Source organism: Occultella kanbiaonis (assembly GCF_009708215.1).
Taxonomy (GTDB): Bacteria; Actinomycetota; Actinomycetes; order Actinomycetales; family Beutenbergiaceae; genus Occultella; species Occultella kanbiaonis.
Window position 1 is genome coordinate 1197953 of sequence record NZ_CP046175.1, and the last position, 14439, is coordinate 1212391.

Sequence of the window (14439 nt, forward strand, 5' to 3'; positions counted from 1 at the left end):
CGCCGCCGTGTCAGTCCAGTCGGTGCACGCCCGCCGCGGCGCCGCGGCCGTGTTCGCCACCTTCGTCCTCAACGGCTTCACGTTCGCCAACTGGCTGGCACGGATCCCGACGATCAGGGACGAGCTCGGCCTGCGGCCCGAGCAGCTCGGCCTGATCATCCTGGTGGGCTCACTCGGCTCGCTGACCGCGCTGCCCGTCACGGGCCGGATCCTGTCCCAGATCGGGGCAGTGCGGACCGTCATCGCGGCCTCCGTGGTGGCGGCCGCCGGCCTGGTCGTAGCCGTCACGGGGGTGGCCCAGATCAACCCGCTGCTGGTGGGGGCCGGCCTGTTCCTGTCGACGATGGGCATCGGGGCCTGGGACGTCGGCATGAACTTCGAGGGGACCCGGGTGGAACAGGCACTCGGGCGGGCGATCATGCCCTGGTTCCACGGGGGCTTCTCGATCGGCACCGTGCTCGGCGCTGCCGCCGGTGGTCTGGCGATCCGCCTGGGCGTGCCCGTGCCGACCCACATGCTCGTGGTGGTCGGGGTCGCCGTCGTGCTGGTTGTGGTGATGACCCGCGGGTACCTTCCGGAGACCGCCGAGCAGCGCCGGGCCGCGGCACTCCAGGGCCAGCACCACGGCACTCGCTCCTACCTCCGGTTCTGGCTCGAGCCGAGGACGCTGATGGTGGGCCTGGTGGTGCTCGCGGCGGCGCTGACCGAGGGAGCGGCCAACGACTGGCTCGCGCTGGCGGTCATCGACGGCTTCGAGACCCCGAACGAGACGGGCGCGTTCGGACTCACCGTGTTCCTGACCGCGATGACTGTGATGCGCTTCCTCGGCACGTTCCTGCTCGACCGGTTCGGGCGTGTGGTCGTGCTCCGGCTGTGCACCGGCCTGGCCATCGTCGGCCTGCTCGTGTTCACCCTCTCGCCCACGCTGCCCCTCGCGCTCGTCGGTGCGGTGCTCTGGGGGATGGGTGCCGCGCTCGGCTTCCCGGTCGGGATGAGCGCGGCGTCCGACGACCCCGCGAAGGCCGCGGGTCGGCTGTCCGTGGTGGCCACGATCGGCTACACCGCGTTCCTGGTAGGACCGGGACTGCTCGGCCTCCTCGCCAGCCACGTCGGCTATCGGCACGCCCTGCTGGCGATCCTGGTGCCGCTCGTCGTCGGCCTGCTCGTGATCCCCGCGGCACGGCCGCTGGCGCGCCCCGATGAGGACCCCGACGGCGCAGCACGGGCCGCATAGGTCGCTCCCGGCACGCCGTACGCACCCGGGCTCGGCCGCCTCCGCGGCGTAGATTGGGGGGATGACGACCGCCGCCCAGTCCAACTCCCTGCGTACCCCGGCGCCGGTGCCGCTCGCCGACGCCACCACGCTACGGGTGGGCGGACCGGCCCGGCGTGAGGTCGAGGCCGCGACCGAGGCGGAGTTCATCGACACGATCCGCGCCGCTGACGACGCCGGCGAGCCGCTCCTGGTGCTCGGCGGCGGTTCCAACGTGCTGATCGCCGACGACGGCTTCGACGGCGTGGTGCTGCGGGATGCCCGGCGCGGCGTCGTCGTGGAGAGCGAGGACACCTGCGGCGGCAGCTCCGCCCGGGTACCGGCCGGGCACCCCTGGGACGAGTTCGTGGTGCGGGCCATCGAGGAGGGCTGGATGGGCGTCGAGGCGCTCTCCGGGATCCCCGGTTCCACGGGCGCCACGCCGGTCCAGAACGTGGGCGCCTACGGCCAGGAGGTCAGCGACGTGATCTCCTCCGTGCGGACCTGGGACCGCGCGCAACACCGGGTCCGCACCCTGGCCCGGGTGGACCTGGGGTTCGGCTACCGGGACTCCCTGCTCAAGCGGACCCTGCATGCCCCGTCCGCGGACCGGACCTGGGGGCCCACGCCGCGGTACGTGGTCCTCGACGTCGGCTTCCAGATGGTGCTCGCCACACGCTCGGCCCCGATTCGCTACGGCGAGCTCGCCGGGGCACTCGGCGTGGAACTCGGTCAGCGGGCGCCCTCGGTCGAGGTCCGCGAGGCGGTGCTGGGGCTGCGCCGGCGCAAGGGCATGGTCCTCGACGCCGACGATCACGACACGTGGAGCGCCGGCTCGTTCTTCACGAACCCGATCCTGGCGGCCGACGACGCGGCCCGGCTGCCCGAGGGTGCGCCACGCTTCGACGCGGGTGACGGGCGGGTCAAGACCAGCGCCGCGTGGCTGATCGACCACTCCGGCTTCGGCAAGGGCTACGGCCTGCCCGGGCCGGCGGCACTGTCAACCAAGCACGTGCTCGCCCTCACCAACCGCGGTGGTGCGCGTGCCGCGGATCTCGTCGCATTGGCGCGGGAGGTGCGCGCCGGGGTGCAGGCGGCGCACGGCATCACCCTGGTCCCGGAGCCGGTCCTGGTGGGACTGACCCTCTGAGGCACTCGGGACGTCAGGTGGCGTAGTCGGCGACGGCCGCCACGATCGTGTCCTGGACCCGGGGGTCCCCGAGGATGCGGAAGTGGCCGCTGACCGGGACCCGGACGTTGCGGGCACCGGGCAGTTCGCTGCCGCCCGGGATGTGCGGGTCCCAGGAGGCATGCACCGAGGTGATCGCGGCGTCGACGGCGCGTTGCCGGCCGAGGCTGCGCACGCCGGCGGGGGAGAGCGCCCGCACGGCCGCGACCGGCAGGTAGCGCGCGTAGGACGAGCCCGCGAACGGCGTGTTCACGGCCACCATGCCCAGCACCCGGGGCGCGCCGGGCACGCCAACCGTTGCGACGCCGTCGAGCATCACCTGTTTGCCGATCAGGCCGCCCTTGCTGTGTGCCACGAGGACCACGCCGGGCAGGGCGAGCCTCGCCAGGTGCCTCGCGACGACGTCGGCGCCGGTCCGCACGTCCGCATGGTTGAGGCCGAGCTCGCGCACGACGTGGACGGGGTGTCCGGCATCGTGCAGACGCCCGGCCAGCGGTTCCAGGAACCGCCAGGACTCGTAGACGCCTGGCACCAGGACCACCGGAACGCCAGCTCCGCGCCGTGGCGTCCGTGCCCACCGGGGCTCGCGCGTCACCAGCGAGTGGGCGATCCGGCCGACGGCGTAGGCGTAGTCGGCGGCCCAGGCCGCCGCCCGGCGTGCTGCGAGGGGTAGGCGCCTCATGCCGTGCCCGGGCCGTCGCCCCCGGCTGGACGACGGGTCGGCTCCGGCGCGGCCAACCAGGCGGCCACGTCGGCGAGCATGGCGCGCTTCGAGGAATCGGAGGCGCGGGAGGCCCGGATCGAGCCACGCGCGAGCTCGGCCACCTCGGCGTCGTCGAAGCCGTGCACCGTCCGTGCGCTCTCGTACTGGGCCAGCAGCCTCGAGCCGAACAGCAACGGGTCGTCCGCACCGAGGGCGATCGTCGCGCCGGCGTCGACGAGGGTGCGCAGCGGCACCTCGGCCGGGGTCGCGTACACCCCGAGGGAGACGTTCGAGGCCGGGCACACCTCGAAGGCGATTCCGTCGGCGACCACCTTCTCGAGCAGAGCCGGGTCCTCGCTGACCCGGACCCCGTGACCGAGGCGGTCCGGGTGCAGGTGGGCCACGACCTGAGCGGCGTGCTCGGGCCCGAGGAGCTCGCCACCGTGGGGGACCAGGGCCAGGCCGGCGCGGGCCGCGATGTGGAAGGCCGCGGCGAAGTCCGACGTCTCCCCGCGCCGCTCGTCGTTGCTGAGACCGAAGCCGATCACCCCGCCGGGACCGTCGTCGGCGTGCCGTGCCGCGAGCCTGGCCAAGGTCCTGGCCTCCAACGGGTGCCTCATCCGCGAGCACGCGATGATGATCGCGACCTCGACCCCGGTCGCCGCGCTCGCGGCCGCGGCCTCGTCGGTGACGATCTCCAGGGCGGGGGTGATGCCGCCCACGAACGGGGCGTAGGAGGTCGGGTCGACCTGGAGCTCGAGGCGCCTGGATCCCTCGGCGGCATCGGCCGCGGCCGCGTCCCGGACGATCCGGCGCATGGCCGCTTCGCTGCGGACCACGGCCCGGGCCGCGTCGTACATGCGCTGGAACCGGAACCAGCCGCGCTCGTTGGCCGGGAGCCGGAGCGGGTCACCGGCGACGGTCTCCCGCAGCGCCTCCGGCAGTTGCATGCGACGCTCCGCGGCGAGCTCGGTGAGGGCCGCCGGGCTCATCGAGCCGGTGAAGTGCAGGTGCAGGTGCGCCTTGGGCAGGAGACGGAGATCGCGGGGCACGTTCGTCACTCTAGGACGAGGATGAGAGTTCTCTCATGCGGACCTCACGTCGACGTCGATCGGGAGGTGGTGAGATGGGCGGCATGGAGACGTCGGAGCCGAGCACGGCCGCCCGTGAGTCACGCGATCTCGAGGATCTCACCGGCCCGGGTCGCGTCGACATCGTGCGGGCCGCGCTGCTCGGGATCACCCCCGCCGACGGCGCGGCTCCGGTGACCGTGCAACTGCACCTGTCCGTGGAGGTCGACCGGGTCCACCACCGCCCGGGCGCCGGGGTCTCCGTCGGCTACCGCGTCGGTTACGACGGGGGCGGCGGTCGCGTCAACGAGTACCTCGTCGCGAGCACGGCGCCGCGGCTGCCCGAGTCCGATCAGGTGGCCCTGCTCGAGGACGGCGACAGGCAGGTGCGGGTCTGGCGCCATCCGCACGACCCGGCACTGCCGGGCCTGGCGCAGGCGTGCGACGCCGAGACGGTGGGGCGGTGGCTCACCGACATCGGACGCGATCCGGCCGGTCCGGTCCGGCTCGACCTGGTCAGCTACCGGCCCAGCCGGCGCGCGGTGCTGCGCGCGGGTGCCGGCACCGACGCCGTGTTCGTGAAGGTGCTGGCGCCGCGGCGGGTCGACGCCCTGCGTCGCCGGCACGAGGTGCTGACCGAGGCGGGCGTGCCCGCGCCGCGGGTCCTGGCTCAACCAGGGCCGGGGGTGCTCGTGACCGAGCGGGCACCGGGTCATGCCCTGGCCGAGGCGATCGCCGGGGCGCTGAGCAACCCGGCCGGGCTGCCCGGACCCGAGGTGCTCGAGTCCTGGCTGGATTCGCTCCCGGCTGCGGTCACCGACCTTCCGGCCCGCCCGTCCTGGGCGGATCGGATCGACTTCCACGCCGAGGCCGCCCGGGCCGCGCTGCCGGGAGAGGCGGACCGGATCACCCGCCTCGAGACCGGTGTCGCCGGCCTCCTCGCGCGGAGCCCGGACCGGCCACCGGTACCCACGCACGGCGACTTCTACGAGGCGAACGTGTTCACGGCCGACGGTGAGGTCACCGCCGTCATCGACGTGGACTCGCTCGGTCCCGGGCGGCGCGCGGACGACCTGGGCACCCTGCTCGGCCACGTGGCCGTGCTGCCCGCGCTCGCGCCGCGCGTCTACGCGCACGTACCCGGGATCCTCCAAGAGTGGACGGCCTACTTCGAGACGCGGGCGGATCCCGTGGAGCTGCGGGCGCGCACCGCGGCCGTGGTGCTCTCCCTCGCGGCCGGGACCTCCCCGGAACAGGGGGTGGCGCGGCTCGCGGTCGCGGAGGAGTGGCACGCCGAGGCACGGCAGCGAACATGAGAGTTCTCTCATCCGGGGCTCAGCGAGTTCTCATCCTCGCGTGGCAGGCTGGATCCGTCCGAGGAGGAGAGCGAGGCGACGCATGCGCAAGCGAGCGGCATGGATGGTGACCGGAGCCCTTGGCCTCGCCGGGATGGCCGGAGGGTCGATCGCACTCGTCTGGGACCCGATCGGCGACGAGTCGTTGCCGGGCGTCGGCATCACGGCGCCGGAGCACGGTCAGGCAGTGACGGGTGACCTCACCGACCCTGCGTCGCAGGACCCGGCGACCGTGGCCCCACTCAGCGCCGTGACCGCGATCACCGCCGCGTCGGCGTCCGATCCGGCGGCCACCGACGACGAACCGTCCGCGCCGTCACCGGTGGCTCAGGCCTCACCGGTCTCGGCCCAGACCCCCGCCTCGGTCGAGTCGGCTCGGTCCGCGGGCTCCGCCGACTGACCCGGATCAACCCACCCCCGCGCAGGCGCCCGACCAGGAACGCTCGACGGCACCCGCCGTCGGGCGTTCGTGGTTCGCGGGTGAGAGAGCTTTCATCTTGGTCTCCTTGTGGCCTCATCGGTGCACGGAACTGTGATGGGTGTCAGCAAGTGGATCTGGGTCCTGTTGTGGGATCTCGGGAACGTGGAGGAGAGCATCATGAACAAGCGCACCGCATGGATCGTCACGGGGACGCTGGGTGTTGTGGCTGTGGCCGGTGGGGCGGTCGCTGCGTCGGCCGACTCGATGGGTCCGGCTCCGGCTCCGGAGCAGTCGGTGACGCAGACCGGGTCGGCGGTGTCGGCGGCGGCTCCTTCGGCGGCTTCTCCAGCGGCGCCGGCTGCTCCGGCGCCGGCGTCTCCTGCGCCGGTCGCGACGGATCCGGCGACGGTGGATCCGGGTAGTGCGGTCTCGGCGGTGACCGCGATCAGCGCGGTGTCGGCCCAGTCGGCGCCGGCGAGCCCGGTTTCGGCTCCGTCGCCGGTGTCCGCTCCGTCGCCGGTGGCGAGCCCGGTCTCGGCTCCGTCGCCGGTGTCCGCGGCGAGTCCGGTGTCCGCGCAGAGCCCGGCCTCACCGGCCAGCCCGGCCAGCGCCCCGTCGGCCAACTCCGGCGACTGACCCCGGCGCCGGCCGGCGCACACACCAGGACTTCACCGACGAACGCCCGACGGCACCCACGCCGTCGGGCGTTCCGCATGGCCGCTGTGGTGCCCGGGTCCCGAAGATGAGAGTTCTCTCATCATCTGCTCCTCAACGTCTCATCAACCGTCCCGAGACTTGACGCAGTCGAGAGCCGCCGATCGCGGCGCACGAACGAGGAGCGAGAGTTGAACAAGCGAACCGCATGGATGGTCACCGGGGCACTGGGCGTCGTGGGTGTGGCTGGTGCGTCGATCGCCGCGGCGGCCGACAACCGCACCGAGGACGACCTGCCCGGCGTGAGCATCACAGTGCCCAGCCAGTCGCCCTCGCCGGTGGAGACACCGGCACCGGCGCCCGCCCCCACCGACCCCGCAACGGTGGATCCGGGCAGTGCCGTGACCGTCGTCAGCGCGCCAAGTCCCGCCGCACCGGCCACGGTGGCCCCCGCCCCCGCCCCGGCACCGGCACCGGCACCGACGAACTCCGCGCCGTCGCCGGTGGCACAGGCCTCACCGGTCTCGGCAGTGTCCGCCGCATCCGCGGTCTCGGCCGTGTCCGCCGACTCGGGGGACTGAGGTTCATCACGACGTCGGGTGGCCACCCGTCGGGGCCACCCGGCGTTCGTGTGCCCGGCGCCGGCCTGAGCCCTCGTCGCGGGTGAGAGAGCTTTCATCTTGGTCTCCTTGTGGCCTCATCGGTGCACGGAACTGTGATGGGTGTCAGCAAGTGGATCTGGGTCCTGTTGTGGGATCTCGGGAACGTGGAGGAGAGCATCATGAACAAGCGCACCGCATGGATCGTCACGGGGACGCTGGGTGTTGTGGCTGTGGCCGGTGGGGCGGTCGCTGCGTCGGCCGACTCGATGGGTCCGGCTCCGGCTCCGGAGCAGTCGGTGACGCAGACCGGGTCGGCGGTGTCGGCGGCGGCTCCTTCGGCGCCTTCTCCAGCGGCGCCGGCTGCTCCGGCGCCGGCGTCTCCTGCGCCGGTCGCGACGGATCCGGCGACGGTGGATCCGGGTAGTGCGGTCTCGGCGGTGACCGCGATCAGCGCGGTGTCGGCCCAGTCGGCGCCGGCGAGCCCGGTTTCGGCTCCGTCGCCGGTGTCCGCTCCGTCGCCGGTGGCGAGCCCGGTCTCGGCTCCGTCGCCGGTGTCCGCGGCGAGTCCGGTGTCCGCGCAGAGCCCGGCCTCACCGGCCAGCCCGGCCAGCGCCCCGTCGGCCAACTCCGGCGACTGACCCCGGCGCCGGCCGGCGCACACACCAGGACTTCACCGACGAACGCCCGACGGCACCCACGCCGTCGGGCGTTCCGCATGCGGTACGGACCGCAGACGGTCGCATCGTCAGCCTCAGGCGCACGGCACCGACGCCGTCGGGCCCTGCGCCTCGTGTGTGCGGCACCGACGCCGTCGGACGGCATCCGCCGGAGCGCCGCCGCGGCGTCAGCGCAGCCGGTAGCCCATCCCGCGCACCGTCTCGAAGCGCTCCGCACCGAGCTTCTTGCGCAGATAGCGCACGTACACGTCCACGACGTTCGAGCCCGGATCGAAGTCGTAGCCCCAGACCCGGGAGAGCAGCTGTTCGCGGGTCAGTACCTGCCCGGGATTGCGCAGGAACGTCTCGGCGAGGGTGAACTCCCGCGCCGAGAGGTCCACCTCGGTGCTTCCGGCGCGGGCACGACGGGAGCGCAGGTCCAGGGAGAGGTCGCCGTGCACGAGCGTCGTGGGCTCGGCGGCACCACCCTCGGACCGCAGCCGCAGGCGGACCCGCGCGAGGAGCTCCTCGAACCGGAACGGCTTGGCCATGTAGTCGTCGGCGCCGCTCTCCAGGCCGGCCACCGTGTCGGTGACCGAGTTCCGTGCGGTCAGGATGATCACCGGGAAGGTGACGTTCATCGCGCGGACCTGGCGCAGCACCGCGAAGCCGTCCATGTCCGGCAGGCCGAGGTCGAGGATCATGAGATCGAAGTCGCCGGTGCTCGCGAGGTCCACCGCCTCCCGCCCGGTGGTGACGGCGGTCGGCGCGTACCCGGCCGACCGCAGCCCCTTCGCGACGAACGACGAGATCCGGGTCTCGTCCTCAACGATCAGGATCTGGCTCATCGGCGCTCCAGGGCGGTGGTGCTCGGCGCGTCGCCGGCGGGGGAGGGGGGCTCGGGCGGTTCGTGGGTGACGTCCGAATCGGCCGACTCGGAGTCGGCCTTCTCGGACTCTGCCACGAGGGGCAGGTAGATGCTGACCGTGGTGCCCTTGGCGAGCCTGGACTCGACCGCCGCGCGGCCACCGTGCGCGACGGCGATCGAGCGCACGATGGTCAGGCCGAGACCGGAGCCCTCGGCGGGGCTACCGGCGCGTTCGAAGCGGTCGAAGATCCTGTCCAGGTGTTGCGGTGCGATCCCGACGCCCTCGTCCCGGACCCAGAGCCGGACCTCGGTGTCCGTCGCCGAGCTGCCCAGGGCGATGGTGGACCCCGGCTCGGAGAACTTCACCGCGTTCGACGCGAGCTGGAGCAGTGCCTGGGTGGTCCGGCGGGGATCGATCTCGGCGGTGACATCCGCGAGACCGTCGAGGACCCAGCGGCGGTCCGCGAGCGTGCGGGCCTTGGTGAGGACCTCGTCGGTGAGGAGCGCGATGTCCGTGGGTTCGGCCATGACGAAGTCGGGTCGGCCCGCCTTCGCCAGCGTGACCAGGTCCTCCACCAGGCCGTTCATCCGGTCGAGCTCGTCGAGGACGAGCTCCTTGGTGGCGGCGGCGTCCGCGGGGTCCGTGGGATCCATGAGTTCGAGGTGACCGCGGACGATGGTCAGCGGCGTGCGCAGCTCGTGCCCGACGTCGTCGAGCAGCTGGCGCTGGGACCCGAACGCATCCTCCAGGCGAGCCAGCATGCTGTTCACGGTCTCGGTCAGCACGGCTAGGTCGTCGTTGCCTACCACCGCTATCCGCCGCGAGAGGTCGCTGGAACTGGAGATCTCGGCAGCGGTCGTCCGCAGGAGCTTGATCGGTTCGAGGAGGCTACCGACCACGAACCAGCCGATGATGGCCATCCAGACGATCGCGCCGAGCGCGACCAGGGCGTAGGTGCGGAACGTCTCTCCCAGCGCCGCCGTCTCTGCATCGAGGTCCCAAGCGAGCACAAGCGCACCGGGCACGCCACCAGGCTCGGGTGCGACCGGCACCGTGGCAACCATGTAATTGCGCGCATCGGTAGCAACCTGGCGGATCGGCTGCTCCTCCCAGCTTGCAGTTTCAGCGATCGCGGCGACGAGACCAGGGTCCTCAGCAAGCCAGCGCTGGGTAGGACCGACATCGGCAACCTGGTCCACTTCGGAGCCGAGCATCGCGAACATGGCTTCGTTCTCCTGCACCACCATTCGGCTCAGAGCCGTGTGGAGTAGGGAGCGGGCGGTTGCGAAGGGTTCCCCGGTCGCGGGGTCGATGCCTTCCCGGGACAGGGTCTCGAATTCCGTCATCGAATCCTTCAAGACAGCCTCGATGCGACCGTCGATGCGCTGCGACTCGAGGATGTAGGCCGTCGTGCCGGCCAAGGCCACGGTGAGGGTGGTCAGCAGCACGAGGGCGACCAGAACCCGGGTGCGCACCGAAGCGCGCAGGCGGGAGCGTCGGGTGGCCATCGGTCGATTATCCCGTAGGCGCGGCTCTGGCGCTGGCGGGCGAGGGTGAGGCGCGGCACACGGGTTCGACCCATGGCGCGGACTCCCGTACACTCGTCCGAGGTGGTTGACGCCCACCATGATGGAACACGCCCGCGAGGGGTCGTGGTCCGCAGTCCGGGCGGCTCGCATCGCAAAGGGTAGTGGCGCAATTGGTAGCGCACCGGTCTCCAAAACCGGCGGTTGAGGGTTCGAGTCCCTCCTGCCCTGCACTTCTCGCTCGATCGCCGGTCGAGCCAGCACACACGAACGAGTTGGGGAACATCTGTGAGCACACCCACGAACCCGGAGTCGGGCGAACCCGACAGCGGCGAACGTGGCGACGTCACCGACCCCACGGAGGGCGTCACCTCGGGTGACGCCGTCGGCTCTGCGGACGCGAGCGAGGACTCGGTGGACGAGCCCAGCGACGTCGAGGTCCCCGCTGACGACGAGTCCGAGGTCCCCGCCGAGGACGAAGCCGAGGACGCCGGTACGAGCGACGACGAGACCTCCACCGAGCAGGCCGCGGCCACCTCGAGCCGCAGCAGCCGGGCCAAGCGCGCCGCATCGGACTCCGCCGAGAAGACGGCGACCGGGTCCGGCTCATCGAAGTCCCCGGTTCGGTCCTCCTCGAGCAAGGCCGTGGCCGCGTCGGCGAGTGCCGGCAAGGGCCGCGCGACTCGCAGTCGCGCGGAGGCCGAGCGTGAGGTGCGGCCGAACGTGTTCGCGAGGATCGCACTCTTCGTCCGCCAGGTCATCGCCGAGCTCAAGAAGGTCGTCACCCCGACCCGGTCGGAGCTGCTGACGTTCATCGCCGTTGTCGTGGTGTTCGTGCTGATCGTCATGGCATACGTCGGTGTGCTGGACTTCGCGATCGGCAAGTTGGTGCTCTGGGCGTTCGGCGCCTAGCGCAGCGGCCACCCCGGCTGCCCGGAGACAACTCCGGTATGGCGCCGGCGGTACGAAGCGGGACAATGGCGAGGTCGGGAAGGTTCCGATCTCGACGAAGCATGCAGGATCATCGAGCAGGACAAGACGAGGGAAGCAGGTCAGGACGTGTCTGAAGAGACCCGCGACGTGGACGAGACGGTCGACGTCGTCGAGGAGGTCGGCGCCGAGGGCGTGGACTCCGGCGACGGTGCGGACTCCGCGGACATCGCCGAGGACTCGGCCGTGTCCGACGGCGAGGCCGACGCAGTGGACGAGGCTGACTCAGTGGATGAGGCCGACGCAGTGGACGAGGCCGCAGTCGAGGACGAGGACGAGGACCCGCTGGTCGCGTTCCGCCGTGAGCTGCGCTCGCTTCCCGGTGACTGGTACGTGATCCACTCCTACGCCGGCTACGAGAACCGCGTGAAGGTCAACCTCGAGTCCCGGATCCAGTCCCTCAACATGGAGGACTACATCTTCCAGGTCGAGGTGCCCATGGAGGAGGTCGTCGAGATCAAGAACTCCGTGCGCAAGGTGGTCCGCCGGGTGCGGATCCCCAGCTACGTGCTGGTGCGGATGGATCTGACCGACGAGTCCTGGGGCGCCGTGCGGCACACCCCGGGTGTCACCGGCTTCGTGGGGCACACCCACTCCCCGGTCCCGTTGAGCCTCGACGAGGTCATGTCGATGCTTGCCACGACGGTGGAGCAGAAGGCCCCGACCGCTACCGGTGGACGCGCCCCCGCCGCCAGCCCAGCCGTGCAGGTCGACTTCACCGTCGGCGAGTCGGTCACCGTCACCGACGGCCCGTTCGACACCCTGCCCGCCACCATCTCCGAGATCAACGCCGAGGGCCAGAAGCTCAAGGTGCTGGTCTCGATCTTCGGCCGCGAGACTCCCGTCGAACTGTCGTTCAACCAGGTCGCCAAGATCTGAGCCCGCTCACCCGAGCAAGGGCCCCGCCATCGTGGGTCCTGACCGCAAGGTCGTGCAACCGGGTCATCGCCCAAGGCGTCGGCCCACCAACAGGAAGCAGTAGAGCATGCCCCCCAAGAAGAAGGTCACCGGCCTCATCAAGCTCCAGATCCAGGCCGGCGCGGCCAACCCCGCGCCGCCGATCGGCCCCGCGCTCGGTCAGCACGGCGTGAACATCATGGAGTTCTGCAAGGCCTACAACGCGGCGACCGAGTCGCAGCGCGGCAACGTCATCCCGGTCGAGATCACCGTGTACGAGGACCGCTCGTTCACGTTCATCACGAAGACGCCGCCGGCCGCCGAGCTCATCAAGAAGGCCGCCGGCGTGGCCAAGGGCTCCGGTACCCCGCACACCACCAAGGTCGGCTCGCTGACCAAGGATCAGGTCCGCGAGATCGCCCAGACGAAGTTCGAGGACCTCAACGCCAACGATCTCGACGCCGCGTCGCTGATCATCGCCGGCACCGCCCGTTCCATGGGCATCACCGTCAAGGACTGAACCCCCGTCCCTGATCCATCCCCGCGGTGAGCGTCACGCGCACCGCACAGTGGAAGGGCCCGCGCGGGCCCGCACCACGACTGCTCACATGAAGGAGAAGCAGATGACTACGCGCAGCAAGGATTACCGCAAGGCCGCCGAACTCGTGCAGGCCGACCACGTCTACGCCCCGGCGGAGGCCATCGAGGTTGCCCGCAAGGGTGCCGCGACGAAGTTCGACTCGACCGTCGAGGTCGTGTTCCGGCTCGGGGTCGACCCCCGTAAGGCCGACCAGATGGTTCGCGGCACCGTGAACCTCCCGCACGGCACCGGCAAGACCGCTCGGGTCCTGGTGTTCGCCACCGGTGACCGCGCGGAGCAGGCCATCGCGGCCGGCGCCGACGAGGTCGGTGGCGACGAGCTCATCGAGAAGGTCGCCGGCGGCTACACCGACTTCGACGCGGCCGTGGCCACGCCGGACCTGATGGGCAAGGTCGGTCGTCTGGGCCGCGTGCTCGGGCCCCGTGGCCTGATGCCGAACCCGAAGACCGGCACCGTCACCATGGACGTCACCAAGGCCGTGACCGACATCAAGGGCGGCAAGATCGACTTCCGGGTGGACAAGCACGGCAACCTGCACTTCATCATCGGGAAGGTCTCGTTCGACCAGGCGCAGCTGCTGGCGAACTACACGGCCGCCTACGAGGAGGTCATGCGCCTCAAGCCCGCGTCCTCCAAGGGCCGCTACATCACCAAGGCCGTGCTGAGCACGACCATGGGCCCCGGTATCGCGATCGACCCGGGGAAGCTGGCGGTCGAGACCGCCTGAGCCCCGCCGCGGTGATCCGCAGGTCTGATCGCCGGCCGGATCCCCGTACGTCGCACCCGCGGCCCGGTCCCTCCATCGGAGGGACCGGGCCGTCTGCGTCCGGACCACCAGGCGGCCGGGGCGGTCGGTGATGCATCACACAGGCCCCGCGATTTGGTCGGGCACGAAGGGCTGTGTAGAGTGGCACCTGCCCAAGACCGCCGGTCGCCCGTCACACGACGGGGCCAAGTCCGCAGATGCGGAGCCAGCGCAGGTGAACGAGTTCGATCAAGTGCCGGAGCGTCAGCGTTCCGAATCCGAACCCCGTGCATCTGCGCGGGGTTCTTTCCGTATGTGCGCCCTCGACCTTCGCGGCACATCTCGGAAGGAGGGCCCATGGCACGGCCTGACAAGGCGGCAGCAGTTGCCGAACTGACGGAGAAGTTCCGCCAGTCCACGGCCGCTGTGCTGACCGAGTACCGCGGGCTCACGGTGGCCCAGCTCAAGGCGCTGCGCACCGATCTCGGCGGTACCACCAGCTTCGCCGTGGTGAAGAACACGCTCACCGGCATTGCGGCCAAGGAAGCCGGCATCGACGCGTTCGATGGCGAGCTCACCGGGCCGTCGGCCATCGCCTTCATCTCCGGTGACCCGGTCGAGGCGGCGAAGAGCCTGCGTGACTTCGCCAAGGCGAACCCCAAGCTGGTCATCAAGGGTGGTGTCCTCGACGGGCGCGCCCTGACGTCCGCGGACGTCACCAAACTCGCGGACCTCGAGTCCCGCGAGGTGCTCCTGGCCAAGGCGGCCGGCGCGTTCAAGGCGAAGCTGCACCAGGCGGCCTACGTCTTCAACGCTCCCGCTGCCAAGGCGGTGCGCACCATCGAAGCCCTGCGTGAGAAGCAGGCGACGGAGTCCGCGGCCTGAGGCCCGGTCTTCGACCAACCACAC

Annotated in this window: 16 protein-coding genes and 1 tRNA gene; 11 read left to right on the forward strand and 6 right to left on the reverse strand. The window is 71.4% G+C overall.

Annotated features, from left to right (window positions below):
* Nucleotides 1-7: 7 nt before the first annotated feature.
* Together GKS42_RS05230 and GKS42_RS05235 are read left to right on the forward strand one after the other, a co-directional pair.
* A complete protein-coding gene (locus tag GKS42_RS05230) occupies nucleotides 8-1234 on the forward strand; it encodes an MFS transporter (protein WP_232847940.1) in 1227 nt (408 codons plus the stop codon).
* Between the two features lie 61 nt (nucleotides 1235-1295).
* Nucleotides 1296-2402 (forward strand): UDP-N-acetylmuramate dehydrogenase, encoded by a 1107-nt coding sequence (locus GKS42_RS05235; protein ID WP_154792890.1) that lies wholly within the window; start codon nucleotides 1296-1298, stop codon nucleotides 2400-2402.
* 13 nt (nucleotides 2403-2415) lie between these two features.
* Here the strand turns inward: GKS42_RS05235 and GKS42_RS05240 are convergent, their stop codons facing one another.
* Both GKS42_RS05240 and GKS42_RS05245 read right to left on the reverse strand, forming a co-directional pair.
* The gene (locus GKS42_RS05240; RefSeq protein WP_154792891.1) at nucleotides 2416-3123 is read right to left on the reverse strand and encodes a lipase family protein; all 708 of its coding nucleotides are present in this window, start codon (nucleotides 3121-3123) and stop codon (nucleotides 2416-2418) included.
* A complete protein-coding gene (locus tag GKS42_RS05245) occupies nucleotides 3120-4196 on the reverse strand; it encodes an adenosine deaminase (RefSeq protein ID WP_210769314.1) in 1077 nt (358 codons plus the stop codon). Before GKS42_RS05245 ends, GKS42_RS05240 begins: the two co-directional genes overlap by 4 nt.
* An 83-nt stretch (nucleotides 4197-4279) precedes the next feature.
* Here GKS42_RS05245 and GKS42_RS05250 point away from each other — a divergent pair, with 83 nt between their 5' ends.
* A complete protein-coding gene (locus GKS42_RS05250; protein ID WP_154792893.1) occupies nucleotides 4280-5530 on the forward strand; it encodes a phosphotransferase family protein in 1251 nt (416 codons plus the stop codon).
* An 82-nt stretch (nucleotides 5531-5612) separates the two neighbouring features.
* A complete protein-coding gene (locus GKS42_RS05255) occupies nucleotides 5613-5969 on the forward strand; it encodes a hypothetical protein (protein WP_154792894.1) in 357 nt (118 codons plus the stop codon).
* Nucleotides 5970-6061: 92 nt separating this feature from the next.
* On the opposite strand, the gene GKS42_RS05260 is transcribed toward GKS42_RS05255, so the two are convergent.
* A complete protein-coding gene (locus GKS42_RS05260) occupies nucleotides 6062-6613 on the reverse strand; it encodes a hypothetical protein (protein ID WP_154792895.1) in 552 nt (183 codons plus the stop codon).
* 222 nt (nucleotides 6614-6835) lie between these two features.
* Here GKS42_RS05260 and GKS42_RS05265 point away from each other — a divergent pair, with 222 nt between their 5' ends.
* The gene (locus tag GKS42_RS05265; RefSeq protein ID WP_154792896.1) at nucleotides 6836-7225 is read left to right on the forward strand and encodes a hypothetical protein; all 390 of its coding nucleotides are present in this window, start codon (nucleotides 6836-6838) and stop codon (nucleotides 7223-7225) included.
* Between the two features lie 94 nt (nucleotides 7226-7319).
* On the opposite strand, the gene GKS42_RS26750 is transcribed toward GKS42_RS05265, so the two are convergent.
* From GKS42_RS26750 to GKS42_RS05280, 3 genes are all read right to left on the reverse strand, one after another.
* Nucleotides 7320-7871, reverse strand: a complete 552-nt coding sequence (locus tag GKS42_RS26750) for a hypothetical protein (protein ID WP_154792897.1) — start codon at nucleotides 7869-7871, stop codon at nucleotides 7320-7322.
* Nucleotides 7872-8090: 219 nt separating this feature from the next.
* Nucleotides 8091-8750, reverse strand: a complete 660-nt coding sequence (locus GKS42_RS05275; protein ID WP_154792898.1) for a response regulator transcription factor — start codon at nucleotides 8748-8750, stop codon at nucleotides 8091-8093.
* Complete coding sequence (locus GKS42_RS05280; protein ID WP_168217762.1) at nucleotides 8747-10279, reverse strand: sensor histidine kinase; 1533 nt, start codon at nucleotides 10277-10279, stop codon at nucleotides 8747-8749. The genes GKS42_RS05275 and GKS42_RS05280 overlap by 4 nt, the downstream gene beginning before the upstream one ends.
* A 176-nt stretch (nucleotides 10280-10455) precedes the next feature.
* Between GKS42_RS05280 and GKS42_RS05285 the strand changes: the two genes are divergently transcribed.
* The 6 genes from GKS42_RS05285 to rplJ all read left to right on the forward strand — a co-directional run bounded on the left by GKS42_RS05285 (nucleotide 10456) and on the right by rplJ (nucleotide 14415).
* Nucleotides 10456-10528 (forward strand) — tRNA-Trp (locus GKS42_RS05285).
* Between the two features lie 57 nt (nucleotides 10529-10585).
* Entirely contained in the window at nucleotides 10586-11209 is a 624-nt protein-coding gene (secE, locus tag GKS42_RS27015; RefSeq protein WP_435529662.1) for a preprotein translocase subunit SecE, read from the forward strand.
* 147 nt (nucleotides 11210-11356) lie between these two features.
* Nucleotides 11357-12166 carry a transcription termination/antitermination protein NusG gene (nusG, locus tag GKS42_RS05295; protein ID WP_154792900.1) on the forward strand — a complete coding sequence of 270 codons (810 nt, stop codon included), beginning with the start codon at nucleotides 11357-11359 and terminating at the stop codon, nucleotides 12164-12166.
* A gap of 106 nt (nucleotides 12167-12272) precedes the next feature.
* A complete protein-coding gene (gene rplK, locus GKS42_RS05300) occupies nucleotides 12273-12704 on the forward strand; it encodes a 50S ribosomal protein L11 (protein ID WP_154792901.1) in 432 nt (143 codons plus the stop codon).
* A gap of 103 nt (nucleotides 12705-12807) precedes the next feature.
* Entirely contained in the window at nucleotides 12808-13512 is a 705-nt protein-coding gene (rplA, locus tag GKS42_RS05305) for a 50S ribosomal protein L1 (protein ID WP_154792902.1), read from the forward strand.
* Between the two features lie 375 nt (nucleotides 13513-13887).
* Nucleotides 13888-14415: a 50S ribosomal protein L10 gene (gene rplJ / locus GKS42_RS05310; RefSeq protein WP_154792903.1), complete on the forward strand. Its 528-nt coding sequence runs from the start codon at nucleotides 13888-13890 to the stop codon at nucleotides 14413-14415.
* The last annotated feature ends 24 nt before the right edge of the window (nucleotides 14416-14439 follow it).